Below are 23,992 nucleotides of genomic sequence, written 5' to 3' on the forward strand. Positions count from 1 at the left end.
GATCGCGCGTTCTCTTCAAGTAGGCCGGCACTGCATCCCGACCAGGGCCGCATCCATCACACTAGGATTCAGTGGAGCGTGGTCAGCTCAGAAACTTCCATGCTGAACAATCGTGCAATCAGCGAAGTCGGGTCGACATCTCGACCAATCGCAGAGCTGTCGTGATTGCAAGATCACCGATTCAACAAATTGCAGACGGTGAAGAACGGAGAGTACCCGGCTTCCCGCAGCTTCTCGTACTTCGTCCCGTTCTGCGGTCGTGGTTCGGCGAAGTGAAGTCGCCGAATGGGGCTAGTCCCCTACCGGGCACAAGGATCATGTCACATGGGGTGGGGGGCCTCACCATGTGCGGGCTGCGCCTCTCTGGGATCTGTAAGCCGGTAGCCAGAAACATGGCGACGCAGGCAGCGAAACGGGGGGATGATTTTCTCTGGTGAGGGCAGGGGAAATATCACGAGTCCAGTCGAACCCACAGAAAGAGAGACCCCCCAATGGCCCGCCCCGATACCCTTCCCACGGGAAGCGAGCTGTTTACCCTGCTAGCAAAAGGTGAGTACAGGAATCAAAAGGAAATCGCGGACGCCTACGGAGTGAGTGAAGCTGCCGTGAGTATGAAGCTGGCGCCCTTCAAGGAGAAGAAGATCGACTATAAGGCCATCTTGCCCTGGCAGGTGCTGCCTGAACATTGGAGGAACCCGCGCCCTGCCCGTAGCCTTCGCCTTCACTTGAGGTCGAAGCTGGAAAATCATACGTTGTCGGCGGCCGAGGTATCCGAGCATGATAAATGGCTTGACAGCCTGGAGAGCCAGACCCTCAACTACAGCCAAGAAGCAGGCTGGGTGTACGTCCCTCGTACACCCGAGCACGGTGATTCCGTGGCATTCCTGCCCAGCGGTAACGATCTTGCTCCGGAGACGGTCGACCTGTACCGTATGGGAGCAAATGAGTAGATCGAACGGAGTAGCGTAGAGGTGGGCGCTTATCGACGGCGCTCACCTCTTTTTTGTATCTGAAGGCCCTCGACCGAAAGCCATAGGGATAAAGTGCATATGATCGCAACGGTTGCAGCTAACTATGGGGCCATTCTCAACGCGAAGCCTATAGTGAAGCGCATCCTCGGGGGGATGACGGCAATCTCCGGCATGGTCATGCTCTTTAGTACGAACGACCAGGGGGAGTACTTCATCCACTACCACTGCGCAGAAACAGACGGCAGACAGCACGTAAAGCACTTCGCGGCGATCCCTGAGGATGTCAGTTTTCTGGGCACGACACCTGTGCGGGGATACGAGTACACGCCAGAGGGTGGAGGGAATAGGTTTGCCGATATCTACTACCGCGCCAAAGCGTCGTAGCCACAGCCAATACAACAGTTACTCTCAATGCGGCGAAGCGTACAAACTGGAGAGGGTAGACAGGAAACCGTCTGATCCGGCCGGATGGTTCGTGCAAGGCAGCGCGGTTCACTACGCTGTCGAGTGCTACGAGCTTTCCGGCCGAACGCTTTCCACTAGCCAGACCATCGCCCGCTATCGGGAGAAGTGGGACGCCGACATGGCGGCCGGCCTCGCCGTCCAACCCGACGTAAGCAAGTGGCGCACAGGCGGCTTCAAGAGTGGCACCAAGGATCTCGCCGACAGATACGACCTCGGTGAGCACCAGGTCGCCGACTACGTCTCCTACACGGAGACCAGCACCGACACCATCTGGACGACACCGGATGGCCGACTCGCCATCGAGTTGCAGTTCGACATCATGGTCGGCACTGTGCCCGTCCGCGGCTTCATCGACCAAATCGTATCCACCGCCTACGGGCTCTCTGTCCGTGACGTGAAGACCGGTACCAAGAAGCAGTCGTCGGCCCTCCAACTCGCTTTGTACCGGCGGGCGATCTGGGAGACCTACCGGATCGATGTCATCTGGGGTGACTTCTTCACCTGCGCTCGGAAGGGGCGATCACCTCGGGCCGGAGGCCCCACGGACCCGATCGACCTCACCACCATCGATCAACACTGGCTAGAGCAGCAGTACGCAGCGATGGACGCGGCCGAGCGGAACGGCGTCTACCTTGCGAACCCTGGTGATCATTGCACCGTCTGTGGAGTGCAGAAGTTTTGCAAGGCGAAGGGAAACTAGACAGTGACCACCACCCATGACTACGCGGGCTTCTCCGTGACCTTCCGCCCGGCGCCGAACCTGGAGATCACATTCGCGGGTGACACTCCGCTGACGGTCGGGCCCAATGTTTCGGCCTTCGTCCACGCGGCTTCGCGCTATGCGGATCTGTTCAGCCAGGCGCAAGTCGCCTTCAACCTGAGTGAGCTCGGTGCAACCGTCGTTCACACAACCAGTAACTAAGCAATGCGAGCAAAGGACTCTAGTTGACATTCTTCGCCCCCTCGGCGCCATCCACGTACGTGAAGTTTACCAACCCCGGTGATTCTGTGTCCGGCTACATTGAGGAGGTCTCAGAGCCGTTCCCTGTCCTCGAATTCAACAAGGACACCCCGAAGCTCGATTCCAAGGGCAACCCCGTGATGCAGGTGAGGGTGATCATGGCAACGGATCAAGACAAGGGTGAGGGTGATGACGGCGGCCGATCCCTCTACATCAGCGGATGGCGAATGCGGACAGCGATCGGGGATGCCATGAAGCGGGCTGGTGAAATGTCCGCCACTCCGCAGCCGGGGAGTTTCCTCAAGTTGACGTTCGCCAGGCTCGGCCAGGCTAGCCACGGGATGGCCCCGCCCAAGGTGTACGTCGCTGAGTACACCAAGCCGTCCAAGGCCGTTCAGGTCACATCGCCTGTCACGCAGGCCCAGGGGCCCAGGCAGCCCCCGACCCCGCCGCAGCCGGACGCCAACCTGTGGGGCGGCCCCCAGGAGTCGGCTGGCGCCGCACCCTGGTAGTTCCCGACCTATTTTTTTGGCGAATTACTTAAGCGTGTACACATCTAGTGGGGGCTGGCTGCCAAGCCGCATGCGGTACGCGGCAGCCAGCCCCGGGAGGGCCACGACTCATACTCACACTCACCCAGGCGCTGCATACGCGAGGCAACTCGGGTGAACCAATTCCCACGGTCTTCAAGGCACTCGACGCCATTGGCGTGACGTTCCGCCAGGGCCAACTTCATCTGATCGCCGCTGGACCAGGAACCGGAAAGAGTGCATTCGCGCTGAACCTGGCGCTGAAGAGCGGCGTGCCAACGATGTACTTCAGCGCCGACAGCGACGCATTCACTCAGTATGTTCGCGCGGCAGCGCATGTCACCGGCTGGACAACCAACGACGTCGAAGCTGCCATTCACAACAAGCAGACAACGACGATTGACTCTGCACTGGAGACCTACGGCAACATCCGATGGAACTTCGACGCATCACCGAGCATCGACGAGATTGAAGAATCGCTCAGGGCCTACGCCATGGTCTACGGATATCCGGCCATCACGATCATCGACAACGTGACCAATGTGGACGCCCCTGAGATGGGGGAAGGTCACGCCGGCCTCGATGAGCTCTGCGCTTTCTTCCACGATCTAGCACGTCAGACCGGTACCGCTGTGATCCTTCTGCACCATGTCACCGGCATCTACAACGACGGTATGAGCCCTATCCCGCTGTCGGGAATCAAGGGGCAAGTCGGACGAGTACCAGAAGTGATCCTGACGATGCATCGCGGCGGTACAGAGTACGAGGGCTACAGCCTTCGCGTATCCAACGTGAAGAACCGAGGGGGAAGGGCCGACGCTAGCGGTTTCACATTCGCCGAACTCGGCTGGATACCAGAGAGGATGCGGATCAATGGCTAACCCGAAACCCCGCAAACTGGCGAAACCCAACGGTGCTGCCGTGAAGGCGAGAGGGCGGAACTGGGAGAACGCAGTCGTCACTACCTGGAAGCGACTTGGACACCCAGACGCCAAGCGCAACGGAGCTATCTACGGAAGCAGAGACCGCGGCGACATCGGAGCTATCCCACTCACCTGTCAATGCAAAGCTGTGGATCGCGTACAACTTTGGAAGCATCTAGACGATGCGATAGAGCAAGCCAACAACAACGAAACCGGCGACGAAACCTGTGTCGTCTACAAGAGGCATGAAGCCTCGACCAGCAACGCAGCTTGGGTATTCCCTGGGTCATTCGCCGAGAGGCTACTGACAGCCTACTACGGACCGAAAGCGTGATCCCGCAAGTCAAGCCGCCCATCATCGATGTCATCCGGCACTACTTCCCCGACTGGCAGACCCCGCGAAGAGGCAGTGGATCGTGGCAGTCCTGCAAATGCCCGTCGCACGAGGACAGCAACGCCAGCGCCTCAATCAACATTGACGAGGGCGTTATCTACTGTCACGGATGTGACTTCAGTTTCGATAGCTGGGGCGTCATCATGGAAGAGGAGAAGATTGACTTTCCAGCCGCCATCGAAGCAGCGAATCGCCTTTTTGGATCAGGCAGCCACGACGTATCACCAGCAACTCGCAGCAGGAACTCCCGCCGCACTGCATTTGGAGAGCCGGGGCCTGACCTGGGACAGTGCTCGATACTTTCGGCTGGGATACGTCGGAAGCCCAATCTCGGGCCATGAGCGATATGCGGGAATGCTCGCGATCCCCTACATCAACATGCAAGGGGTCGTGGCGATCCGATATCGGTGCCTTGCCGGCCACGATTGCAAGGAACTCGGACACGGCAAGTACACACGTGAACCGGGTGATGAAGCCAAGATCTACAACATCAAAACACTCACCCTCAACGTGCGTCGTATCGCCGTCTGCGAAGGTGAAATCGACACCATGACTGCCTGGCAATGTGGCATACCCACTATCGGCGTAAGCGGAGCCCAAAACTGGAAACCCCTCTTTCACCGACACATCCGAGGCTACGAAGAGGTCGTCAATCTGGCTGATGGAGATGACGCCGGACTGAAATTGGCAGACACCATCATGGGGAAAAACGAACACGCCTCCCTCGCTCAGATGCCACAAGGATCGGACGTCAACAAGTACTACATAGACCATGGTGCTGAAGCACTCAAGACGAAAGCGAGGTTCTGAATGGGGAATTTCGCTCTGGGTGACTGGATCACCGTCAAGGACGCCACCAGTACCGAGCACATGCACTGCATCGGAAAATCGGGATGCCTTACCCGACGCTCCTTCACCGATGACACGGATCGCGCCTGGCGTGTTCGATTCACCGACGACAGCGAGCAGATCATCTACGAGAGTGAAATGGACCTGAATGATTGGACCCCGACCAAGGCGGCTTCGAAGTGTGGGAATGATGCTGTGAGACGCATTGTCCTGATCTCCGACCTACAGATGCCGCTGGAACACCAACGGGCAAACCGGTCTGTCATCAACTTCATCCACGACTACCAGCCCGACGAAGTCATCAATATCGGTGACATCACGGACTACACGTCGCCCTCTCGATGGTCCGCCGGCCGTCGCGCGGAGTACGGCATGACCGTCCGCCAGGAGGCCGACTACACCCGCAGGAAGCACCTTGATCCCCTGCGACAGGGCTACAGCGGACCGTACACGCTGCTGGGTTCGAACCACGGTGAGAGGCCCAGGAAGTACCTAGTGGAGAGAGCGCCAGCTCTCTACGACGATGAGGCATACCGAGAGGACAAGCTTCTCGACCTGGACGACTACGGCATCGCCTTCGAGCCGCTTCGGTACGACTTCGCGCCCGGCTGGGCTGCCATACACGGACACACACAAGGGATCAGCCTCTCCCGGCATGCGGGCGGAACGGCAATCAACGCTGCCCGGCGCCTTGATCGCAACGTTGTCATGGGCCACACCCACCGCGCAGGCATCGTCAACGAGAGCACTGGTTCCGGCGCCTCCAAGACGCTGACTGGGGTCGAGCTCGGTCACCTCATGGACATCCGAAAGGCCGAGTACCTAGGCGCTGCACGGTTCGCGAACTGGCAAATGTCGATCGGTCTGTTCTACGTCGACGGCAAGAACGTCACACCCCACCTTATTCCCGTACGCAGCAACGGATCATTCATCGCGGAGGGCGAATACTACAGTTGAGTTACATCGATCCAAACATCATCGAGACTGCACGTAAGGCAGCCGTCAAGCTCGCGCGCGAAAACAGCTACTGCGAAGCGGACGACATCGAGCAATTCATTCTGGTGACGTACTGGGAGAGCCGCGGAAGGTTCGCGGAGTATGCGCCCGAATCCCTGTACAGCGTCTTCCGGAACATCGGCTTGGAGCACTGCAAGGCGGAACGTCTCCACCACACCTACAACACAGCTCAGTGGATCTACACCCCCCGCGAAATACGCAACATCCTCAAACACGCCTACTACACCGAGGAGGGACGCGAGGTCATGCCCAACCGCAAGGACGACCTGATCAAGGTCGCCAATGACCGGAACAGCGTGGCCCTCAGCATCTGGGACATCGACGAATGCTTCCACGAACTCACCGCCAGCCATCAGTCCGCCATTGAGCGGGCGTACCTACACAACGTGATTCCCGAGCACGGTAGCGCCGACCAGAAACGCCTACAGCGAGCCATCGACCGCCTCACCGAGCGGCTGAATACGAAGGTCGATATCGACGGGAAAGAGCGCTCGCAGGTGCGTAACAGGATCCGTGGCGTATCTGCGAGTACTGCAATCGGCGGGACGAACAGCTCCTACTAAGGCCCTGCGAGCGGATTCGCCGGGTACGTCATCAACAACAAGGCAGGTAGCTAGTCCATGGACCCGAAGATCACTATCCGCCTCTCAATCAATGGCCTGCGTGAATATTTTGAACTCTACTCCTTGTTCCGCGTGATCTGCTTCGACTACTGCATAGAGGAGGAAGACGGATCTCAGACAGTAATCCTCATCAACCTCACCGCCGGCGAGTCCAGGCGCATCCGGAAGACGCTCAAGAAGATGGAACGTCAAACCCGTCGCAATCGAATTTGATTCTGAATCAGTAGCAGCATCACCCACAAGCTGAAGAGGGTAGAACTTGACGACTGACTCTATGCCGAACCCCGACGACTTCGCGGCCTACCTCAATGGGATCAGCGAGCGGATCAGTGACGCAGCTCGCGCCGAGTCGTACAAGCTCGCGGTCGGGGAAGCAATCCGAGTGATCAGCTATGCGGCAGAAGTACGCGAAGCCGCCGTAGCTGCCGGATTCTCGATGGAGCTGTCCGAGGAAATGGCAATGGACTTTTGGACGATCGCCAGCGGATTTGATTCGGAGTGACCCAGTCGAAAGAATTCCCTGCTCCGGGTGCCCACGGCTGGTATCCCGTTTCGGAAGCAGAAGAGTACACCGTAGATAGAACTGGGACGCGGATCTGTAGCTCTTGCGGTGAAGTACTCGGTAGCCTCGGATTGATAGGACGTTGACTTTACTGATCTAACCCTGACTCCCTCTAAGTCTCGCGGTCCTACCCTAGAGGATGCCGATAGGGAACTCGAAGATTGGATACTGCTTCAAGTAAAAGCTGCCCCTCGCCTAGGAGAGGGGCAGCTAGAGACTATCCGTAAACTCCTTGGCTAATGAGCCTTCTTGAACACGACCTCAATGAGTGTCGGGTCGAAGGCGGCTTTACGGGACCGTCCTTTGGGAATCGGGTGAACGATTACCGCCTGAAGGACGGTCCCTATTGCCAGGCCCTTCTGTGCCAGGTCGAACCGCTCCCAGTGCGCCTCTGTGAATCCGGCGAGAAAATTCTTTGCAGCTTGCTCTTGTATGAACTTGTCCCTGTCGGCCTCTGACTCCTTTATTTGGGAGTCGAGGTCGTCCTTGAAGTCCAAGTAGTCGTCGAGATCTATCCGCCCTGACTTGTAGCTGGCCTTGAGCACTTGCCTGCGAGCGATGAGTCTATCGAGCGTAGCTTTGCCATGCCAATCTTTGTGTTCTGGCTGGATATTTGAAAACTGCTCTTCGAGCGTCTTGATGACTATGGTGGAAACTATCTTGTCTATCTTGTCCATCCTCCGGCTTACTTTCCGGCATTCGGCGGCATTGCAAACGTAGTTTCCCCATTTATGGTTACCGTAGGGAGGGCGGCCCACCATGCCGTGCAGGCATCGATCCACTTTCGTTCTGCTCTCTAGTGCGGTTCCTGCCTCTGTCCTGCTCTCTGTGGTGGCCTCTGCGTTTTCCTCTTCTTTTATCGGTGACCCACATCGTAGAATTCCCGAGCTCAGATGCTTCCTCGCTACCTTCTTGGCTTTCGGTGGCCTCTTATCCGTTTTCGCATTGGGCCACTTCATTCTGCATATCTGTCGCCACTCTTCGGGTGTCGCGATGGTCTCCCACACGCCGACCACGGGCTCACCAGTCTTCGGATCAAGCACCAGTTCACCATTGAGGATTCGGTATCCACATATTGCTGGGTTCGTAAGCATGGCCGCGACTGTCGCAGATGCCCACTTGCCGCCGCGTACAGTGGAGATCTTTTCATTGATGAGCCAGACGGCAATGGTGTTCCATCCCTTTCCGCTCAGCTTCATGTCGATTGCCTTGCGAAGATGCGCCGACTCATACGGATCTAGTATTTCGTTCAGATCCCGCCCGAGCTTCGCGTCTTTGTCGAGCCATCCGAAGCGGCGCACGCCTCCCGTGTACTTGCCCTCGCTTGCCCGATCCCGCGTTGAGCGCTTGCTGCGCCTCCTGATCTTGCGGACCTCGGTCTCGCCTATAGAGGAAGACATGAGCCCACGTGTTTGCTCTACTTCGGCATACACATCGACGAGTTGGCGTTTGTCGGTGTAGTAGAGACAGCCCTCTTCGTCTACGGTGAGAGAGCGATAGAGGCGTAGGTAGTCCTCAGGAAGTCGGACGACGCGCTCTTCCTCGACAGCGATGATGCCTTTAATCGGGAAGCCATCTTCGGTCTGTCGTGCCCGAAGGTCGCGGATCATTTGCACGAACGCCGGTCGGGTGGTGTCCGGGTCCGCAGCGGTGATGTCGTTGTCCGTGTAGCGGTAGACGACAGCCCAACCGTGTTCCGCCGCTGCGGGGTCGCAGTGCAGCTCATGCTGTCGGGTGACGCCGAGTTCTTTCTTTCCGTTCCGCTGTAGGTCCCTGCTGATCCTGCCGTACGAGCAGACGGGGCAGCGGTCGCCGAGCCACTCCTCAAACGTCTGACCTGCGGCTAGGGCTGCCGCTAGGTCAGGGTGTATCTCCCACGTCGAGCTTGCGGGCATCAGTCCTCCGAACTACTGTGCTGTTTAGGAAGTATGACGACCACGCGCTGTTCGACGACTACACGGGCGTCGTGGTCGACGAGGAGGAGGGCCGCCGCATCGCGGAGGCGCTCGGGCCGCACAAGGCCGTCATCCTGCGCAACCACGGGCTGCTGACGGTCGGCGACTCGGTCGACGCGGCGGCGTGGTGGTTCATCACGATGGAGCGCTCCTGCCAGGTGCAGCTGACGGCCCGCGCGGCCGGGAAGCCGGTGCTGATCGACCACGAGAGCGCCGTCCACACCCGGGGCCAGCTGGGCAACGACCTCGTCGCGTGGATCAACTACCAGCCGCTCTACCAGCAGATCTCGCGCAGCGAGCCCGATCTCTTCGGCTAGAACCGGCCAGGACCGGCTGGAGACGGCCGGGACCGGCTTCGGACGGCTGGAACCGGTTTCCGGCGGGCGGCCCGGATCCGCCCGGAACTGAGTCGGAACTGAGTCGGATCGCAGGGGCGCACGTATCTCCCGGTGAGAGAGTCGTACGTGCAGAATCGTTTCCATCCTCGGGGGACGCGTACGACCTGAGAGGCGGGACATCATGCTCAGAACCTGGCGGGAGTCCGCTGCGCGCTACGCCCTGGTGCCGCTGCGGATCTTCCTCGGCGTCACCTTCGTCTACGCAGCGATCGACAAGCTCACCAGCTCGGTGTTCTTCACCGACTCCGCGCCGGGATCGCTGGTCGGCACCCTGCACGCGGTGCGCGACAGCGCGGCGATCCCGGCGATGGTCGATCTCGCGCTCAAGGCGCCGGACGGCTTCGGCTACGCCATCGCCTTCGGCGAGCTGGCCGTCGGCATCGGCACGCTCGTCGGTCTGTTCGGCCGCCTCGCCGCGCTGGGCGGCGCGGCGATCTCGCTCAGCCTGTGGCTGACGGTCAGCTGGGCCACCGACCCGTACTACTACGGCAACGACCTGGTGTACCTGATGGCCTGGCTGCCGCTGATCCTCGCCGGGACCCCGCTGCTCTCCCTCGACGGCCTCATCGCCTCACGCCGTGGGTCCGCCGTCGCCCCGGTGCCCCCGGCGGACCAGCCGGGTGACCACCGACGCCACCGCGGCGAAAGCCAGACCTCCCGCCGCTAGGGACACCGTCAGCCGCCGGGACGGATCCCAGTCGCCGGTGGCGTCCAGCAGGAACACCGCCGCGACACCCAGCAGGACCAGTCCCATCACGAGGGACGCGGGCTCGAATCCATGCCGCTTCACCGGACCACCCTCATCTGACCCGCGCCCACCTCGACGTCGAGTTCGATCGTGCCGGTCGACGGAATGCCCGCGTCCGGTTCGAAGACCATCTGGCTGTGCGCGTCCGAGCTGATGTCCACACCGTGGTTGACCTTGCCCGGCAGCTGCACCTCGCCGAAGCCGATCGTGTAGTCGAGCCGCACGGTGGCGTTCCTCGGCAGCCGGACCTCCGCCCGGCCCGCGCCCACCTCCAGCTTGGTCGTGACGGTCTTGCCGCCGAGCGGCAGGGCCGTCAGATCGAGCAGGCCGTGCCCGCTGCCCTGTTCGTACCGGGCCTGGAGGTCGGAGACGGCCACCGGCCGCCAGTCCGTCGTCGCCCAGTCGGTGGTCATCGTCTTGGGGACCGCGGCGGCCCCCACCAGCAGAGCGATCGTCAGCACGGCCCAGAAGGCCGTACCGCCCCTGGCCCGGCCGGTCCAGGCTCCGAGGACGAAGGCCAGCCCGAAGACGGCCAGCGCGCACGCCAGCCCGACCTCCAGAGCGGTGCCGAGCGCGTGCCCGTGCCAGGCCGCCGCCGTACCGGCCGCCCCCGCCAGCATCGCCACGAAGAACGCCAGCACGCCCAGCCAGGACGACTCCCGCCGGGTGGCGATCGTCCGGGCCCGCCAGGCCTTGCGGTCCTGCACCTCGTACGGGCCTTCGTCCGGCCCCCACAGATAGCCCGTGGAACCGCTGACGCCGGCCGAGAAGTCCTTGGTCAGCGGATCACGCCACCACGACGGGGTCACGGGGCTCGGGGGCGCCTGCGCGGCGGGCGGGGCGTCGGCGGCCGGACCGGCCGCCGCCGCGCTCGCCTCGCCGTCGAGCTGGGCCCGGCGGCGCTGCTGCGACCAGTAGACCGCGCCCACCACGGCGGCGAGCAGCAGGATCGAGAACCCCTGGTCGGTGCCGTTGCCGAGCATCGACGCGTACAGCCCGCAACCGACCAGCGCGACGAGCACGGCGGTCAGCGCCGTCCCCTCCACGCGGCCCGACAGCAGCCGGTGCGCCTCGCTCTGGTCCTCGCCCTCCTGCGGGATGACCAGCCACGCCATGCCGTACACGATGAGGCCGATGCCGCCGGTGAGCGCCAGCACGGCCAGCACGATCCGGAAGATCACCGGATCCAGGTCGAAGTAACGGCCCGCCCCGTCGCACACACCCGCGACCACCTTGCGGCGGCTGCGAACGATGCGGCGCCGGGCCGGGGGTTCCGGGGAGTCCGGAAGATCCGGGGTCGCGTCGGCCTCGAAGGCCGGCCTGCTGTCCTGCGTCATACCCCCATGGTGGCGGCCCCGGCCGCTCCGCGGCACCAGGTGCAACCCTGGCCGATCCCTGAGCTGCCCCCCAGGGGACCGGGGACCCGGGGACCTGGGGCCCGCAGGACGAGTTGTCCGTCAGGGTGACCTCCGGGAGGAACCCTGATGCCCCGGGCGGTCCCGGCGTGTGACGATCGGGGTATGCCAGCCACCACCCCTGCTCCTGCGACGGGCGCGTCCTACCTGAAGCCGCCCGACCCGGCGGACCCGCCGGCGCGCAAGCTCTACCGCAGCTCCGAGGGCCGGATGGTCGGCGGAGTGGCGCGCGGGCTCGCCGGGCACCTCGGGCTGCCGGTGTCGTGGGTGCGGGTCGTCTTCGTGGTCCTCGCGACGTTCGACGGCCTCGGCATCCTCCTCTACGCGCTCTTCTGGTTCTTCGTGCCGCTCGGCGTCGGCGGGGTGAGCGAGGCGAAGGAGCCGCGCGACGCCAGGTCCTGGCTGGCCGGACGGCGTCCCGACAAGGGCCAGATCCTCGCGCTCATCGCGCTGTTCATCGGCCTCGGCGTCCTCGTCAGCAACCTGAACCTGGGCGCGGCCAACGCCGCCATCTGGCCGCTGCTCGTCATCGGCCTGGGCGTCGCCCGGGTCTGGCGGCAGGCCGACAACGCCCGGCGCAGCCGCTGGGTCGAGATGAGCCAGGGCAAACGGTTCTGGCCGATCGCCCGCGGCGCCGCGGGCGTGCTGCTGGTCGGGGCCGGGGTCACCGGCTTCCTCGTGGTGCGCAGTTCCGGCAGCCACCTCGGCGGCATCCTCCAGGCGGCGCTCGCCGTGCTGGTCGGTGTGGCCCTCATCGCCGGCCCGTACCTGGTACGTCTGACCCAGGACCTGTCGGCCGAGCGGCTGATGCGCATCCGGGCCCAGGAGCGTGCCGAAGTCGCCGCACACGTCCACGACTCCGTACTGCATACCCTCACCCTCATCCAGCGCAACGCCGAGGACCCCCGCGAGGTGGCCCGGCTCGCCCGCGCCCAGGAACGCGAGCTGCGGGCCTGGCTGTACCGGCCGGAGGGAACGGGCAAGGAGGACGAGCCGGCCAATCTCGCCGACGCCGTACGCAAGGCCGCGGCCGAGGTGGAGGACGCCCACGGGGTGCCCGTCGAGGTCGTCTGCGTGGGCGACTGCCCGCTGGACGACAATCTCGTCGCACAGATGGCAGCCGCACGCGAGGCAATGGTGAACGCGGCCAAGTACGGTGGCGACGAAGCGGTTCAGGTGTACGCCGAGGTCGAGGAGCGCAAGGTCTTTGTGTCCGTCAGGGACCGGGGGCCCGGATTCGACCTCGACCAGGTGCCGGACGACCGCATGGGCGTGCGGCAGTCGATCATCGGCCGCATGCAGCGGAACGGCGGCGAGGCGCGACTGCGCAGCGCACCGGGCGGGGGCACGGAAGTGGAACTCGAAATGGAGAGGGTGGCGTCATGACTGAGGACCGACGCGTAAGGGTCGTGCTCGTCGACGACCACCGGATGTTCAGGACCGGTGTACAGGCCGAGATCGGCGAGACCGAACGAACGGGTGTCGAGGTCGTCGGCGAGGCCGCCGACGTGGACCAGGCCGTCACGGTCATCACCGCGACCCGGCCCGAGGTCGTCCTCCTGGACGTGCACCTCCCCGGCGGCGGCGGTGTCGAAGTGCTGCGGCGCTGCGCACCGCTCATGGGCGACGCGACGCAGCCCGTCCGCTTCCTGGCGCTGTCGGTCTCCGACGCCGCCGACGACGTCATCGGCGTCATCCGCGGCGGCGCGCGCGGCTACGTCACCAAGACCATCACCGGCCCCGACCTGGTCAACTCCATCTTCCGGGTCTCCGACGGCGACGCCGTCTTCTCCCCGCGCCTGGCGGGCTTCGTCCTGGACGCCTTCGCCTCCACGGACGCCCCGCCGGTCGACGAGGACCTGGACCGCCTCACCCAGCGGGAACGGGAAGTGCTGCGGCTCATCGCGCGCGGCTACGCGTACAAGGAGATCGCCAAGCAGCTCTTCATCTCCGTGAAGACCGTGGAGTCCCACGTCTCGGCGGTCCTGCGCAAGCTCCAGCTCTCCAACCGGCATGAGCTCACGCGGTGGGCGACGGCGAGGCGCCTGGTCTGACGGCTGGGGGCCGGTCGGCTAGGACCTGTCGTCAAACTGGCGCCTGCCCGGCGGCGCCTGGCACGCACGCTCTCCCCCAGCTACCGCTGGGGGTGCCCCCAGTTGTCGGGATCGCCCCAGTACGTCCAGTACAGGGGCGACCCTCCGCCTTGCGATCGCACGCACCAGACACCGCCGGGCCCGCCCTCCGGGCGAACGCCGCCAGTTTGAAGACAGGTTCTAGACGGCGACGACGCGCACCTTGTCGCCGCAGAGCTTCGTCATGTCATCGACGTCGGACGTGAGCAGGACGACCGGCCGCCGTTGTCGCAGCGCCATCTCGGCGACGGCGGCATCAATGGCGTACTTGTGCCCATGGAGCCCGGCGCTGATCAGCATCGCGGACGCGGCCCTGGCCTCGTCGTCACCGAGGTGCACAATCCGCAGGCCCGAAAGGACCCAGGCGAGCCGCGCCTTGTCGGTACGGTGGTGCGCGGCTTCGATGATGGTCAGCGCACTGACCACTACCTCCATGCCCCGCTTGCGCGCTTCGGCGACCAGGGCGACGACGGGCTCGTGGTCACCGACGAGCTCCGACAGCCCCTCGCAGTCGAGCACGAGCGTGCCCTCGTGGCTCAGTTTGCGGCGGGCCATTCGCCCTCCTCCGCGAACACTTCGTCGAAGAACTGGCGCGCGCGATCCTGCTCCGGCTCGGAGATCCGCCCCTTACGAAGTTCGTAGTCGGCCAGATACTCGTCCAGGATCTGGCCGCGCAGCTCACGCTCCACAGCCTCCGTGATGAACGCCGAGAACTCGCGCTTGCCGACCCGCCGCCGGATCGCCTCGGCCGTCCCCTCGGGGAGCGACAGGCTCACCCGGGTCGCCGGCCCTTCCCCAACGCTGTACGGAAGCTCGCTCATGGCGCAAGATTATCAAACAAGTAGGAATCTCGTCGGCGGCAAGGCGGCCCGCACTGGTCAGACACGTCCTGACTGGTGCTGTCGGCCCAGCTCCGTGATGATCTTGGTGTGGGTGGCGGTGCTGGTGCCCGCCCGGGAAGCGCAGCGGACCGGCCTCACTGCCAGGCGCGCAGCGGGGCCTCCCCCTCCGCGCAGTCCTGACGTCAGCCACCGCCCGGGACGGTGAGTTCGAACCACACCGTCTTGCCGATGCCGCACGGGCGGGGGCCGGAGTCCCACGCGTTGGCGAGTGCTGCGACGAGGGCGAGGCCCCGCCCGGACTCGTCGTCCGGCGAGGGGTGCAGGAGCACGGGACGACCGCCGCCCGCGTCCGAGATTTCGACGCGCAGCGTCGAGCCCCGCAGCGTGCAGCGCGCGCTGATCTCCCGGCCGGGAGAGGCGTGCGCGTGACGGCAGGCGTTGGTCATCAACTCGCTGAGCAGCAGGGCTGCGGTTTCCGCCGTGTCCTCGGGGATCCGCCACGAACTCGACTGCTCGCGCAGCAGTGTTCGGGCGCGGCCCACGCTGCGGGGGTGGGGCGGCAGGCGCCACTCGATGTCCTGGGGGAGACCACCGGGTCGTGCGGCCGGTGAAGTTCCGACGTTCATGGGTCATACCGTGCCGGGCCGGGCATAGCCTCGGCAGTAACGACGTGAGTACGTACCGTAGTCGTACCCCCTGGGTACCGGAGAGGCGGAGCACATGACCAACAGCGAGTCCCCGCCCCCTATGGCCTGGCGCTACTGCGGCAACCAGATCAAGCTATGGCGCACGCGGGCGGCGATCAGCCGCGAGGAGTTGGGCAAGGAAGCGGGCTACGAGTTCGAGACCGTCAGATCGATGGAGATGGGCCGTCGCAAGCCGACGGTGCGTTTGCTTGAGGTCGCGGATGAGATGTGCGGGGCGCACGGGTTGCTGGTGGCAGCGCAGGATTATCTGAAACCGGAACGGTTTCCGTCGTACTCGCAGGATTACATGCGGTACGAGGCTGAGGCACTCGTGCTCAGCTGGTACGAGGCGCAGTTCATTCCGGGCCTGCTCCAGACGGAGGAGTACGCGCGGACACTGATTGGCTCCTACTCGCCGCCGCTGGACGATGAAACGGTCGAGGAACGAGTTGCGGCACGAGTGGCGCGGCGCCACTTGCTGGAGAAGCAGACGAAGTCATTCAACTTCGTGATCGCGGAGTCGGCGATCCGCCACCCCATCGGAGACGTGGAGGAGCACCGACGTCAGCTGCACCATCTGCTGGCGGCGGGCGCCCCCCGCCACATCACTATCCAGGTACTGAGGGCAGGCGGAGCGCACCCGGGGCTTGGCGGACCCTTCGTGCTGCTGGAGTCCCCCGAGCACGAGCAACTGGCCTATGAAGAGGGCCAGATGATGGGGCTCATCTACGCGGAGCCGGTTAAGGTCAGCATCCTCGCTCAGCGCCATGCAATGATCCTTCGGCAGGCTCTCCGGCCCGAAGAATCGGCGCAGTTCATCGGAATGTTGGTGGAGGAACTATGAGCACCGAACTGGCGTGGTTCAAATCCAGCTACAGCAACGCCGAGGGCGGCGCCTGCGTCGAAGTCGCTACCTGCCCGGCCACCATCCATGTCCGTGACTCCAAGGACCCGGCCGGCCCCCAGCTGAGCTTCGCCCCCGCCGCCTGGGCGGCGTTCGTGGCGTTCGCGGGTGCGCAGGCTGTCGCGTAGGCCACGAAGCTCAAGTTCCGTGCCTCGGGGGTCGAGTGCTGCTTGTGAGGATTGGGGGGTTCGGTAGAACCCACCCACCCTCCCCGTGGCGGCCAATTGCCGCATTTCCATGCGCTGATGACTTTTTTCGTTACGTTTAGCAACCTTGTGCTCGCGCTATGTAACGTGCGCCGCAAGAAACAACCCCCGCCGGTGTTAGCGCACCAGACGGGGGTTTGACCAACGCGATCGATTCGGACTCGACCACATGGCTACTGCCGATTTTAGCGCTACCCCGCTCCTGTCCGCGCCCCCGATGGCCACTCCCGGCTTCGGCAAGCGCTCCGCCCCAGGACAACGGCCGCACAGCGGCTCCGACTTCACCCATCTGCCGTACCGCGAGGCGTCGATCGCCGCGTACATCGATCAGTTGCCGGACGGCGCCGCCATCGACGGAGGGGCGTCCGCAGTGGGTGTCCCGTACGTACTTCTCACGGACGCCCCGCGGCGACGACTGGTGGGCCGCCTTCATGGCAGGCGCCGTTCCGGATGACGAGGCGTCGCCCGCGCCTCCGGTGCGGCCGACGGTCACCACGACCGTCCCCGCGCAGGCCGCTCCCCGCCCCGCGCGTTCCGAGGCGTACGAGGCGCTCGCTGTGCTCGGCCGGACCGATCCCCGTATGACGCTCTCCGTCACCGATTGCGCGGTTCTGGAGCCGCTCGCCGCCGAATGGCTGCGCCGCGGGGCCACGAGAGCGCAACTGTTGTACGCCCTCACCGCCGGTCTGCCGCCCACCGTGCCAGAGCCTGCTGTCCGGGAATTCCTTGCCCGCCCCGACATCCGGCCTCGCATCGCGAGTCTGCGTGCGGCCATCCGCATGCGGGAGAGGAGAACCCCATGAGCGTCGCGCACGCACCGCCTGGATCCGGGGCACCATGGAGTGGAGGAGGCGACGCCATGACCCCGAATACCGCCGCAGGGCAGCCGTTGTTGCTGATCGAAGACTTCGAGCAGATTGCACGCACGGCTCCTGAGAACGTGCGGCTGGAGTTCGTCAACGGAAAGATCGAGGTCAAGCCCGTGCCGGACTCCAATCACGGCGCGGCGGTGATGTGGCTCCTCAAGCGCTGTATGCAGCAGCGGCCTGAGCTGGCTCTTTATCCGGAGCAAGGGCTCAAGATCGAGGATTACCGTAAGGGCCGGGCCATCCCGGATGGAGTTCTCGTCCCCGACGACCATTTCGTCGGGCAGGGCGATTGGGCGGAGCCGGACGGTGTCCTGATGACCGTCGAGGTGACGTCGTACGACCGCGACACCGACCAGCGCGACCGGCACGAGAAGCGCGATGGCTACGCGGCCGCCGGCATTCCGGTCTACCTCCTCATCGACCGGGACAAGCAGACGGTCACGGTGTTCAGCGAGCCGGAGGGAGGCGAGTACCGGAGCCGCACGTCCCGGCCGTTCGGCGCCGTCGTGGAGATCCCCGCACCCGTCGGCATCACCCTGGAGACCGAGAAACTGAAGGACTACGTCCGCTAGGTCACGACGGGCGGCTCGCGCCGGCGAAGGGCATCTCGTTGATCGGGGCGATGCGGATCGGGGCGCCGGGGCGGGGGGCGTGGATCATCTGGCCGTTGCCGATGTAGAGGCCGACGTGGCTGATGCCGGAGTAGAAGAAGACCAGGTCGCCGGGTTGGAGTTGGGACTCGGAGACGCGTTGGCCGGCATTGATCTGGGTGTACGTGGTGCGGGGGAGTGAGACGCCGGCGGCCTTCCAGGCGGCCTGGGTGAGGCCGGAGCAGTCGTAGGACGACGGTCCGGTGGCGCCCCAGACGTACGGGAGGCCGAGGGCGGTGAAGGCGAAGGCGACGGCCTGGGCGGCGCGGGCGGAGGGCGCGTGGATGTCGCCGGGGGCGATCGGGACGCGCGCGGCGGAGCGGTCGGCGTGGGCGGCATCCGTCGTCCCTGTCCCCGTCCCGCCGCTCTCCACCGTGGCCCGCTGGGCGGCCGTGAGGCGGTCCAGGAGGGTCTGGGCGGCACGCAGCTTGCTCTCAATGGTGCGCTTGTGCTCCGCGAGCTTCGTCTGGGCCTCGCTGAGGGCGGCGAGTTTGACGTCCGCCGCGTCGTGCGTCGTCTTGATCTCCCGCTGCTGCCGGCCGAGGGTGCGCAGGATGACGGCCTCACGGCCGCTCACCTGGTCGACGAGCGCGGCACGTTCGAGGTACGTGTCGGGCGTGGAGTCCAGCGCGAGCTGCATGGCCGGGTCGATGCCGCCTGAGCGGTACTGCGCGGCGGCGATGGCGCCGATCTGGTCGCGGGTGGTGTTGAGCCGCGCGGTCTTGCGGGCCATCTCGTCCTGGAGCCTGCTCACATCGGCGCGGGCGGTGTCCGCCGCCTCCTTGGCGCCGTTGTACTGCTCGGTGGCCTGCTCCGCCTGCTCGTACAGGGCGTCGACCTGGGTCCTGACCTCGCCGACGCTGAGCTGCGGGTCGGCGTGGCCGGTCTCGCCGAAGGCGGTGACCGACGCGGCTCCCGCCATGGCGAGGGTGGCCGCGGTGCGTGCGGTGGTACCGGTGAGTGAGCGCTGCTTGGGCTTTCTGTGCGACGCCACGCGGCCGTCACTCCTCTGTGCCTGGGACTGGTGCCCGCCGGGGGGACCTCGATCCGGCGGCGTCCGCACGGGGAAGCGGAACACCGCCGGACCTTCGGCGGGGGCGGCCGTGCCGTCGTGGTCCGACGGCAGTGGGGTTCGGCCACCTGGAGGAGGACGCTAAACCGGGGGAACGGCGGAGTACGGCGTAGAGCGGGACTGGTCTCAATCGACCGTCGGATGAGCGTCATTGACCGCTGTTCGACGGATGGCGTGGCCACTTGCGGAAGAGCTCTGACCGATGGGGTGGTTGTCACCGCTCGGGCGTCTGGGCCCTGCTACGGGGTGTGCGGGGCTCGCGCGGCCACAGAGCCGTTCCGACCGCGTAGGCCACGGCGATCAGGGCGGCGGCCGCGACCACCGGACCCCAGGCACTGCCGTCGGAGGGGGCGAACGCGGCGAACAGGACCAGGGCGCTCGCGCCGTACGCGGTGAGCGGGACGTGGCGTGCACGCAACTGGCGGATGCCCGCCGGGCCCGCGGCGCAGGCGTCGACGATGAGGAGGTAGGTCAGCAGCAGGGCCGCGACGCACGACGCCAGCCAGACGGGCGGCGTGCTGAACGCGGCCAGGACGACGCAACCGACGGCGAAGACCGTGTTGCGGTGCTGGGAGAGCAGCGCGGCCTTCCGGGCCGAGTACTGGACCGGGCGCCGGACCAGGGGCGGGGCCGCCCACCAGGCCAGTGCGACCGCGGCGAGCGGCGGCACGACGTCGCCCGGCGTGACGGAGCCGGTGAGGTGCGGATCGCAGGCCGCGAGGGCCAGCGCGACGCCGAGGCCGCGCACCGGCCAGACGGGTACCTGGGGGAGAGGTGCGGCGGTGGTCCGCGTCATCGGGTCCTGCCCTGGATTCGGGTGCGGAGCAGCGGGGCGAGGGCCAGGTCGAGGCTCTTGCCCGCCGTCTGGGCGACGACCGGGATCCCGCGTTCCCGCAGCGCGAACCGCATCGCCGCCCGGTCGGCGAGCCAGAGCCGGCGGGCGAGCTGCCCGACGGCGTCGCCGGGCGCGATGTGCGGGGAGCCGGTCGGTATCTCGATGACGACCAGCGGGTTGCCCCGTTGCGCGAGATCGCCCAGCACTTCCAGGATCCGCTCGTCGGCGAGCTGCGTGATCGCGTAGACGAGGGCGCCGCGGGGCAGGGCGGGCGGGGGCAGGCGCTGGAGGGCGGGGACGGAGTAGCCGAGGTCCTTGCGGACCTCCAGCACGCTCTCGACGATCCGGTAGAAGTACCCACCGCCGGAACCGGGTTGCAGCCAGCGCAGCGTGCCGCCGATCGACACCAGGCCCACCCGGTCGTGGCTGCGCAGATAGGCGCGGGTGAGGCCGGCCGCCGCGCGCACCGTCTCGTCGAGCCCCGACGCCCTGGTCGATGGGTCGATGAAGTCGACGAGCGCGTCGACCAGGACGACGGTGTCGGCGGTGCGTTCGGCGGCGAACTGGTTGATCTGGATGCTGCCGCGGCGGGTGGTGGAGGGCCAGTGGATGCGCCGCTGCCGTTCGCCCCAGATGTGCGGGCGCACCCCGACGACCTCGATGCCGTCGCCGTTCTGCCGGGCGGTGTGTTCCCCCAGCCGGTCCGGCAGCCGGACCGGGATGGGGGTGAGGTGCGCCTGCGTGGGCACCGGGAAGACCTGGATCTCGCCGAGCTCGGCCCTTACGGTGCGGCGGGCGAGCCCGCCAGTGTCGTAGACGTCCACGTCGACCGTGCCCAGGCTCCAGCGGCCCCAGCGGCGGGCGGTCAGGGCGAGTTCGACGACCGGGCCGGCCACGGTGAGCGAGGTCAGCTCGATGCCCGGCCCCAGGGTGATCCCCGGGTCGATCCAGCCCGCGGCCCCGTCGAAGTCCAGCCGGACGCGGACGGCGATGTCCTCGTGCTCGAAGCAGCGGTCGGGTTCGGTCTCGACGGCGGCGGTCAGCCGGGTCGGCCGGCCGGTCCCCGCCGCCGCTCCCGCCACCGCTCCGGGCCCTGCCAGCACCAGCAGGACGACCGGGCCGGCGGCCAGGGCCAGCAGCCACGCGTGGCCGGTGAGCAGGGCGGCGGCGGCCGCCACGGCGGCCACCGTGAGCAGCCGCAGGGCGCGCTCGCCGACCCGCCAGCCGGGCGGTGGCGGGGCCGGCGGCTCGGCCGGTTCCGCCACCTCGCCGGCGGTGGCTCGGGGCGGGCCGCCCAGTGCCCGCGCGATGTGCGCGGGGACGGCGGCCGGCCGGTTGACGGGCCGGCCCGGCGGCTGTCGGCCCGCGGTCACGGCCGCGCCGGCCGCTTGTCGGCGGGCAGGGTCTGCGGGGCCGGTACGGAGCGGGCGAGTTCGGCGATGACGTCGTCGGCGTTGATCTGCCGCACCCACAACTCGGGCCGCAGCGTGACGCGGTGCGCGAGGGCGGGGACGACCAGGGCCTTCACGTCCTCGGGGGTGACGTAGTCGCGGCGGTCGAGCACCGCGCGGGCGCGGGCCAGCTGCACCAGCGCGAGACCGCCGCGCGGCGAGGCGCCGACCTGGATCTGCGGATGGGCGCGGGTAGCGCCGATGAGGGCGACGACGTACGCGATCAGATCGTCGTCGACCTCGACGCTCTCCAGGCTGGCCCGCATGGCGAGCACCTCGGCGGGCGTGCTGAGGGTGTTCAGCACGGCCTCGGGAGCGGCCCGGTCGAGGCGGACGCGGAGCATCGACGCCTCGTCGGAGGGCGGGAGGTAACCCATCCTGACGCGCAGCTGGAAGCGGTCCAGTTGCGCCTCGGGCAGGCTGTAGGTGCCCTCGTACTCGATGGGGTTGGCCGTGGCGATGACCACGAACGGCTCGGGCAGCCGCCGGGTGACGCCGTCGACGGAGACCTGCGCCTCGGCCATCGCCTCCAGCAGGGCCGCCTGGGTCTTGGGGGGCGTGCGGTTGATCTCGTCGGCGAGCAGCAGGTGTGTGAAGAGCGGGCCGGGCCTGAAGACCATCTCGCCGCTGCGCTGGTCGTAGAAGGGCGCGCCCGACACGTCGGAGGGCAGCAGGTCGGGGGTGAACTGGATCCGGCGGAAGTCGAGTCCGAGCGCGGTGGCGAAGGAGCGGGCGAGCAGGGTCTTGCCGAGCCCCGGCAGGTCCTCGATGAGGATGTGGCCGCCGGCGAGGACGCCCAGCATGACCAGTTCGAGGGAGTCGGGCTTGCCGACCACGGCGCGCTCGATCTCGGTGAGCACCAGGCGGGCGCGTTCACCGGCCTCGCGCGGTGTCAGGGCCGGGGGCGGGGTGGTGACGGAGTGGGCGCCGGCGGGATGGGTGTCGGTGGGCTGGGCGACGGTGGCCTGAACGGCGCCAGGCTGGGCGATGGGCTGGGCCGGCTGAGTGGTCGTCACGGTGCTCCTGGGAGGACGTTCGGCGGTTCAGTGGTTCCGATGGGGCGGCGGTCCCCGTTACAGCCCGTCGAGGCGGTCGATGACGGCCCGCAGGACCTGCGGCGGGATGGTGCCCTCCGGGGCGGGCCGGCGGGGATCGATCCAGGGCCACAGCTCGGGGCCGACCACAGCGGCGGCCCGGTCGGGCTGGGCGGTCAGCGAGATCCCGTGGCGTTCGGCGAGCCGGGCCGCGTACAGCCGCTGGATGCCGGGCCGGAGGGTGTGGGTGTAGCCGTTCTCGGCGGACATCCCCTGCGCGACCGCCCGGCCCCAGTCGCCCAGCCGGGGCGTCCTGCTGCCCAGCAGCCGGACCGGTCTGCGGTAGCCGAGGTCCTGGGAGTCGAAGCCGGCCGCGTAGCGGGCGGTCAGCAGGGCGACGGCGGTGAGGAGCACCGCGCCGGTGCCGGCCGCGGCCAATCCGCCGGCCAGGGCGAGGGCGGCCTCGGTGCCGGCCGCGAAGGCGCCGAGCACGAGCAGCGTGTGGCGCGAGGAGCCGGCGATCACCGGTCACCCACCGGGGTCCCGGTGGCGGTCGCGTCCTGCGCGGCCTCCGCCGCGGCCAGTTGGGCCGCGATCGTGTCGAGTGCGGCGCCGGCCCGTCGCAGATGGCCGTCGTCCATCGGGTGGCTGGAGTACCGCGCCTCGCGGAAGAGCTGCGTCAGGTCCCCGGCGGCGGTCCCGGTCAGCGTCCCGCCGGCCACCGCGCGGTGCAGCAGGTCCGTCGGGCTGTCCGACGCGAGCCGGGCGATACCGGACCGGCCGAGGGTGGTCTCCATCGCCGCGTAGCAGGCGATCACCGCGGCGCGCGCGTCCGTGCCGTGCAGGGCCCGGCGGCCGGAGTCGACGGCGCCGGCGAGCGCGCTCTCGGTGGAGCCGGGGCTGCCGGGGATCAGGTGGAGGCCGGAGCCGGCCTTGGCGGCCAGGTACCAGCGCAGCCAGCGGACGAGCGCGACGACGACCACGACCGAGGCCAGCACCGCTCCGACGACGAGCAGCAGGTGGAACAGGTCGAAGGACGATGCGTCCGCCGGCTGTCCGGTGGAGACCGACGGCGCGGCCGGCTGTTCGGTGACGGGCGGTCCGCTCGGCGTCTCGGTGGGGACGCCCGGGTCGTTGCGCGGCTCGGTGCCGGTCGGGTCGCTCCGGTGGCTGAGCAGCACGGCGACGGGGACCAGCACCGTGGCGGCGGTCAGTAGCGGGAGCGCCGCGTCCTTGAGCCGTTCGGCGACCGGGTCGGGGCTGTCGACGTGCTGCACGGCCCGGCGGTAGCGCGCGGCGAGCAGCGCGCCGCCCACGACGCACGCCAGGGCCAGCAGCAGGAGGTATCCGCCGTGGTGGGAGAGCGGGCCCGAGCCGTCCGAGCCGTCGAACACCGATCGGCCGCCTCCCGCTCGCAGCGCACCGGCCGCGAGGACCAGACCGCCCACAGCGGCGGTGGCGAGGAGGAGGACCGGCCGACCGGTGATCCGGGCCAAGGGG

30 protein-coding genes and 2 pseudogenes are annotated in these 23,992 nt (G+C 66.6%); 21 read left to right on the plus strand and 11 right to left on the minus strand.

Annotated elements, in window-relative coordinates; genetic code table 11:
* Nucleotides 1-491 precede the first annotated feature (491 nt).
* From O3X23_RS14730 to O3X23_RS14780, 12 genes and pseudogenes are all read left to right on the plus strand, one after another.
* Nucleotides 492-950 (plus strand): hypothetical protein, encoded by a 459-nt coding sequence (locus O3X23_RS14730; RefSeq protein ID WP_269271809.1) that lies wholly within the window; start codon nt 492-494, stop codon nt 948-950.
* 99 nt (nt 951-1,049) lie between these two features.
* Nucleotides 1,050-1,355, plus strand: a complete 306-nt coding sequence (locus O3X23_RS14735; RefSeq protein ID WP_269271915.1) for a hypothetical protein — start codon at nt 1,050-1,052, stop codon at nt 1,353-1,355.
* Entirely contained in the window at nt 1,252-2,136 is an 885-nt protein-coding gene (locus tag O3X23_RS14740; RefSeq protein ID WP_269271810.1) for a PD-(D/E)XK nuclease family protein, read from the plus strand. Before O3X23_RS14735 ends, O3X23_RS14740 begins: the two co-directional genes overlap by 104 nt.
* Before the next feature lie 3 nt (nt 2,137-2,139).
* Entirely contained in the window at nt 2,140-2,358 is a 219-nt protein-coding gene (locus O3X23_RS14745; RefSeq protein WP_269271811.1) for a hypothetical protein, read from the plus strand.
* Nucleotides 2,359-2,381: 23 nt separating this feature from the next.
* On the plus strand, nt 2,382-2,909 hold the full coding sequence (locus tag O3X23_RS14750; RefSeq protein ID WP_269271812.1) for a hypothetical protein: 528 nt from the start codon (nt 2,382-2,384) through the stop codon (nt 2,907-2,909).
* Nucleotides 2,910-2,956: 47 nt separating this feature from the next.
* A complete protein-coding gene (locus O3X23_RS14755) occupies nt 2,957-3,808 on the plus strand; it encodes a DnaB-like helicase C-terminal domain-containing protein (protein ID WP_269271813.1) in 852 nt (283 codons plus the stop codon).
* Nucleotides 3,809-4,180: 372 nt separating this feature from the next.
* Nucleotides 4,181-4,378: pseudogene (locus O3X23_RS44175) on the plus strand (CHC2 zinc finger domain-containing protein); the annotation flags it as partial.
* Nucleotides 4,379-4,403: 25 nt separating this feature from the next.
* Nucleotides 4,404-5,054 carry a toprim domain-containing protein gene (locus O3X23_RS14760; protein WP_269271814.1) on the plus strand — a complete coding sequence of 217 codons (651 nt, stop codon included), beginning with the start codon at nt 4,404-4,406 and terminating at the stop codon, nt 5,052-5,054.
* On the plus strand, nt 5,055-6,050 hold the full coding sequence (locus tag O3X23_RS14765; RefSeq protein WP_269271815.1) for a hypothetical protein: 996 nt from the start codon (nt 5,055-5,057) through the stop codon (nt 6,048-6,050).
* Nucleotides 6,047-6,673, plus strand: coding sequence for a hypothetical protein (locus O3X23_RS14770; protein ID WP_269271816.1), 627 nt, complete (start codon nt 6,047-6,049; stop codon nt 6,671-6,673). Before O3X23_RS14765 ends, O3X23_RS14770 begins: the two co-directional genes overlap by 4 nt.
* Before the next feature lie 57 nt (nt 6,674-6,730).
* Complete coding sequence (locus tag O3X23_RS14775) at nt 6,731-6,946, plus strand: hypothetical protein (RefSeq protein ID WP_269271817.1); 216 nt, start codon at nt 6,731-6,733, stop codon at nt 6,944-6,946.
* A gap of 61 nt (nt 6,947-7,007) precedes the next feature.
* A complete protein-coding gene (locus tag O3X23_RS14780) occupies nt 7,008-7,235 on the plus strand; it encodes a hypothetical protein (protein ID WP_269271818.1) in 228 nt (75 codons plus the stop codon).
* Nucleotides 7,236-7,531: 296 nt separating this feature from the next.
* Here O3X23_RS14780 and O3X23_RS14785 read toward each other — a convergent pair whose 3' ends face one another.
* Nucleotides 7,532-9,190, minus strand: coding sequence for a recombinase family protein (locus tag O3X23_RS14785; RefSeq protein WP_269271819.1), 1,659 nt, complete (start codon nt 9,188-9,190; stop codon nt 7,532-7,534).
* A 32-nt stretch (nt 9,191-9,222) separates the two neighbouring features.
* Here O3X23_RS14785 and O3X23_RS14790 point away from each other — a divergent pair.
* Both O3X23_RS14790 and O3X23_RS14795 read left to right on the plus strand, forming a co-directional pair.
* A pseudogene (locus O3X23_RS14790) lies at nt 9,223-9,567 on the plus strand (class II aldolase/adducin family protein); the annotation flags it as partial.
* 202 nt (nt 9,568-9,769) lie between these two features.
* On the plus strand, nt 9,770-10,315 hold the full coding sequence (locus O3X23_RS14795) for a DoxX family protein (protein WP_269271820.1): 546 nt from the start codon (nt 9,770-9,772) through the stop codon (nt 10,313-10,315).
* A 119-nt stretch (nt 10,316-10,434) separates the two neighbouring features.
* Here the strand turns inward: O3X23_RS14795 and O3X23_RS14800 are convergent, their stop codons facing one another.
* Nucleotides 10,435-11,733: a PspC domain-containing protein gene (locus O3X23_RS14800; RefSeq protein WP_269271821.1), complete on the minus strand. Its 1,299-nt coding sequence runs from the start codon at nt 11,731-11,733 to the stop codon at nt 10,435-10,437.
* Nucleotides 11,734-11,916: 183 nt separating this feature from the next.
* On the opposite strand from O3X23_RS14800, the gene O3X23_RS14805 reads away from it, so the two are divergent.
* Nucleotides 11,917-13,197 carry an ATP-binding protein gene (locus O3X23_RS14805; RefSeq protein ID WP_269271822.1) on the plus strand — a complete coding sequence of 427 codons (1,281 nt, stop codon included), beginning with the start codon at nt 11,917-11,919 and terminating at the stop codon, nt 13,195-13,197.
* On the plus strand, nt 13,194-13,865 hold the full coding sequence (locus O3X23_RS14810) for a LuxR C-terminal-related transcriptional regulator (protein ID WP_269271823.1): 672 nt from the start codon (nt 13,194-13,196) through the stop codon (nt 13,863-13,865). The genes O3X23_RS14805 and O3X23_RS14810 overlap by 4 nt, the downstream gene beginning before the upstream one ends.
* Before the next feature lie 219 nt (nt 13,866-14,084).
* On the opposite strand, the gene O3X23_RS14815 is transcribed toward O3X23_RS14810, so the two are convergent.
* From O3X23_RS14815 to O3X23_RS14825, 3 genes are all read right to left on the minus strand, one after another.
* Nucleotides 14,085-14,498 (minus strand): DNA-binding protein, encoded by a 414-nt coding sequence (locus O3X23_RS14815; RefSeq protein WP_269271824.1) that lies wholly within the window; start codon nt 14,496-14,498, stop codon nt 14,085-14,087.
* Nucleotides 14,480-14,764 carry a hypothetical protein gene (locus O3X23_RS14820; RefSeq protein WP_269271825.1) on the minus strand — a complete coding sequence of 95 codons (285 nt, stop codon included), beginning with the start codon at nt 14,762-14,764 and terminating at the stop codon, nt 14,480-14,482. Before O3X23_RS14820 ends, O3X23_RS14815 begins: the two co-directional genes overlap by 19 nt.
* Before the next feature lie 203 nt (nt 14,765-14,967).
* Nucleotides 14,968-15,411 (minus strand): ATP-binding protein, encoded by a 444-nt coding sequence (locus tag O3X23_RS14825; RefSeq protein ID WP_269271826.1) that lies wholly within the window; start codon nt 15,409-15,411, stop codon nt 14,968-14,970.
* Nucleotides 15,412-15,505: 94 nt separating this feature from the next.
* On the opposite strand from O3X23_RS14825, the gene O3X23_RS14830 reads away from it, so the two are divergent.
* The 5 genes from O3X23_RS14830 (at nt 15,506) to O3X23_RS14850 (ending at nt 18,022) form a co-directional block, all read left to right on the plus strand.
* The gene (locus O3X23_RS14830; RefSeq protein WP_269271827.1) at nt 15,506-16,315 is read left to right on the plus strand and encodes a helix-turn-helix domain-containing protein; all 810 of its coding nucleotides are present in this window, start codon (nt 15,506-15,508) and stop codon (nt 16,313-16,315) included.
* On the plus strand, nt 16,312-16,503 hold the full coding sequence (locus O3X23_RS14835; RefSeq protein ID WP_269271828.1) for a DUF397 domain-containing protein: 192 nt from the start codon (nt 16,312-16,314) through the stop codon (nt 16,501-16,503). Before O3X23_RS14830 ends, O3X23_RS14835 begins: the two co-directional genes overlap by 4 nt.
* 247 nt (nt 16,504-16,750) lie before the next feature.
* Nucleotides 16,751-17,035, plus strand: a complete 285-nt coding sequence (locus tag O3X23_RS14840; protein WP_269271829.1) for a hypothetical protein — start codon at nt 16,751-16,753, stop codon at nt 17,033-17,035.
* Complete coding sequence (locus O3X23_RS14845) at nt 17,013-17,384, plus strand: hypothetical protein (protein ID WP_269271830.1); 372 nt, start codon at nt 17,013-17,015, stop codon at nt 17,382-17,384. The genes O3X23_RS14840 and O3X23_RS14845 overlap by 23 nt, the downstream gene beginning before the upstream one ends.
* Before the next feature lie 56 nt (nt 17,385-17,440).
* Nucleotides 17,441-18,022: a Uma2 family endonuclease gene (locus O3X23_RS14850; protein ID WP_269271905.1), complete on the plus strand. Its 582-nt coding sequence runs from the start codon at nt 17,441-17,443 to the stop codon at nt 18,020-18,022.
* Nucleotide 18,023: 1 nt separating this feature from the next.
* Here O3X23_RS14850 and O3X23_RS14855 read toward each other — a convergent pair whose 3' ends face one another.
* From O3X23_RS14855 to O3X23_RS14880, 6 genes are all read right to left on the minus strand, one after another.
* Nucleotides 18,024-19,094 carry a C40 family peptidase gene (locus O3X23_RS14855; protein WP_269271831.1) on the minus strand — a complete coding sequence of 357 codons (1,071 nt, stop codon included), beginning with the start codon at nt 19,092-19,094 and terminating at the stop codon, nt 18,024-18,026.
* A 292-nt stretch (nt 19,095-19,386) separates the two neighbouring features.
* Complete coding sequence (locus O3X23_RS14860) at nt 19,387-19,968, minus strand: hypothetical protein (protein ID WP_269271832.1); 582 nt, start codon at nt 19,966-19,968, stop codon at nt 19,387-19,389.
* On the minus strand, nt 19,965-21,380 hold the full coding sequence (locus O3X23_RS14865) for a DUF58 domain-containing protein (RefSeq protein WP_331283912.1): 1,416 nt from the start codon (nt 21,378-21,380) through the stop codon (nt 19,965-19,967). Before O3X23_RS14865 ends, O3X23_RS14860 begins: the two co-directional genes overlap by 4 nt.
* Complete coding sequence (locus O3X23_RS14870; RefSeq protein ID WP_269271907.1) at nt 21,377-22,354, minus strand: AAA family ATPase; 978 nt, start codon at nt 22,352-22,354, stop codon at nt 21,377-21,379. Before O3X23_RS14870 ends, O3X23_RS14865 begins: the two co-directional genes overlap by 4 nt.
* 177 nt (nt 22,355-22,531) lie before the next feature.
* Nucleotides 22,532-23,017, minus strand: coding sequence for a hypothetical protein (locus O3X23_RS14875; protein WP_269271833.1), 486 nt, complete (start codon nt 23,015-23,017; stop codon nt 22,532-22,534).
* A complete protein-coding gene (locus tag O3X23_RS14880) occupies nt 23,014-23,988 on the minus strand; it encodes a DUF4129 domain-containing protein (protein WP_269271834.1) in 975 nt (324 codons plus the stop codon). The genes O3X23_RS14875 and O3X23_RS14880 overlap by 4 nt, the downstream gene beginning before the upstream one ends.
* Nucleotides 23,989-23,992 lie beyond the last annotated feature (4 nt).

This window comes from Streptomyces sp. H39-S7 (assembly GCF_027158205.1).
GTDB lineage: Bacteria > Actinomycetota > Actinomycetes > Streptomycetales > Streptomycetaceae > Actinacidiphila.

Bases quoted from the DNA above. Each gene is read 5' to 3' on its own strand.
- O3X23_RS14795 (WP_269271820.1), top strand. From the start codon at position 9,770: ATGCTCAGAACCTGGCGGGAGTCCGCTGCGCGCTACGCCCTGGTGCCG.
- O3X23_RS14810 (WP_269271823.1), top strand. From the start codon at position 13,194: ATGACTGAGGACCGACGCGTAAGGGTCGTGCTCGTCGACGACCACCGG.
- O3X23_RS14765 (WP_269271815.1), top strand. From the start codon at position 5,055: ATGGGGAATTTCGCTCTGGGTGACTGGATCACCGTCAAGGACGCCACC.
- O3X23_RS14830 (WP_269271827.1), top strand. From the start codon at position 15,506: ATGACCAACAGCGAGTCCCCGCCCCCTATGGCCTGGCGCTACTGCGGC.
- O3X23_RS14835 (WP_269271828.1), top strand. From the start codon at position 16,312: ATGAGCACCGAACTGGCGTGGTTCAAATCCAGCTACAGCAACGCCGAG.
- O3X23_RS14780 (WP_269271818.1), top strand. From the start codon at position 7,008: ATGCCGAACCCCGACGACTTCGCGGCCTACCTCAATGGGATCAGCGAG.
- O3X23_RS14815 (WP_269271824.1), bottom strand. From the start codon at position 14,498: ATGGCCCGCCGCAAACTGAGCCACGAGGGCACGCTCGTGCTCGACTGC.
- O3X23_RS14740 (WP_269271810.1), top strand. From the start codon at position 1,252: ATGTCAGTTTTCTGGGCACGACACCTGTGCGGGGATACGAGTACACGC.
- O3X23_RS14785 (WP_269271819.1), bottom strand. From the start codon at position 9,190: ATGCCCGCAAGCTCGACGTGGGAGATACACCCTGACCTAGCGGCAGCC.
- O3X23_RS14850 (WP_269271905.1), top strand. From the start codon at position 17,441: ATGACCCCGAATACCGCCGCAGGGCAGCCGTTGTTGCTGATCGAAGAC.
- O3X23_RS14840 (WP_269271829.1), top strand. From the start codon at position 16,751: ATGGCTACTGCCGATTTTAGCGCTACCCCGCTCCTGTCCGCGCCCCCG.
- O3X23_RS14800 (WP_269271821.1), bottom strand. From the start codon at position 11,733: ATGACGCAGGACAGCAGGCCGGCCTTCGAGGCCGACGCGACCCCGGAT.
- O3X23_RS14735 (WP_269271915.1), top strand. From the start codon at position 1,050: ATGATCGCAACGGTTGCAGCTAACTATGGGGCCATTCTCAACGCGAAG.
- O3X23_RS14805 (WP_269271822.1), top strand. From the start codon at position 11,917: ATGCCAGCCACCACCCCTGCTCCTGCGACGGGCGCGTCCTACCTGAAG.
- O3X23_RS14860 (WP_269271832.1), bottom strand. From the start codon at position 19,968: ATGACGCGGACCACCGCCGCACCTCTCCCCCAGGTACCCGTCTGGCCG.
- O3X23_RS14825 (WP_269271826.1), bottom strand. From the start codon at position 15,411: ATGAACGTCGGAACTTCACCGGCCGCACGACCCGGTGGTCTCCCCCAG.
- O3X23_RS14845 (WP_269271830.1), top strand. From the start codon at position 17,013: ATGGCAGGCGCCGTTCCGGATGACGAGGCGTCGCCCGCGCCTCCGGTG.
- O3X23_RS14820 (WP_269271825.1), bottom strand. From the start codon at position 14,764: ATGAGCGAGCTTCCGTACAGCGTTGGGGAAGGGCCGGCGACCCGGGTG.
- O3X23_RS14775 (WP_269271817.1), top strand. From the start codon at position 6,731: ATGGACCCGAAGATCACTATCCGCCTCTCAATCAATGGCCTGCGTGAA.
- O3X23_RS14730 (WP_269271809.1), top strand. From the start codon at position 492: ATGGCCCGCCCCGATACCCTTCCCACGGGAAGCGAGCTGTTTACCCTG.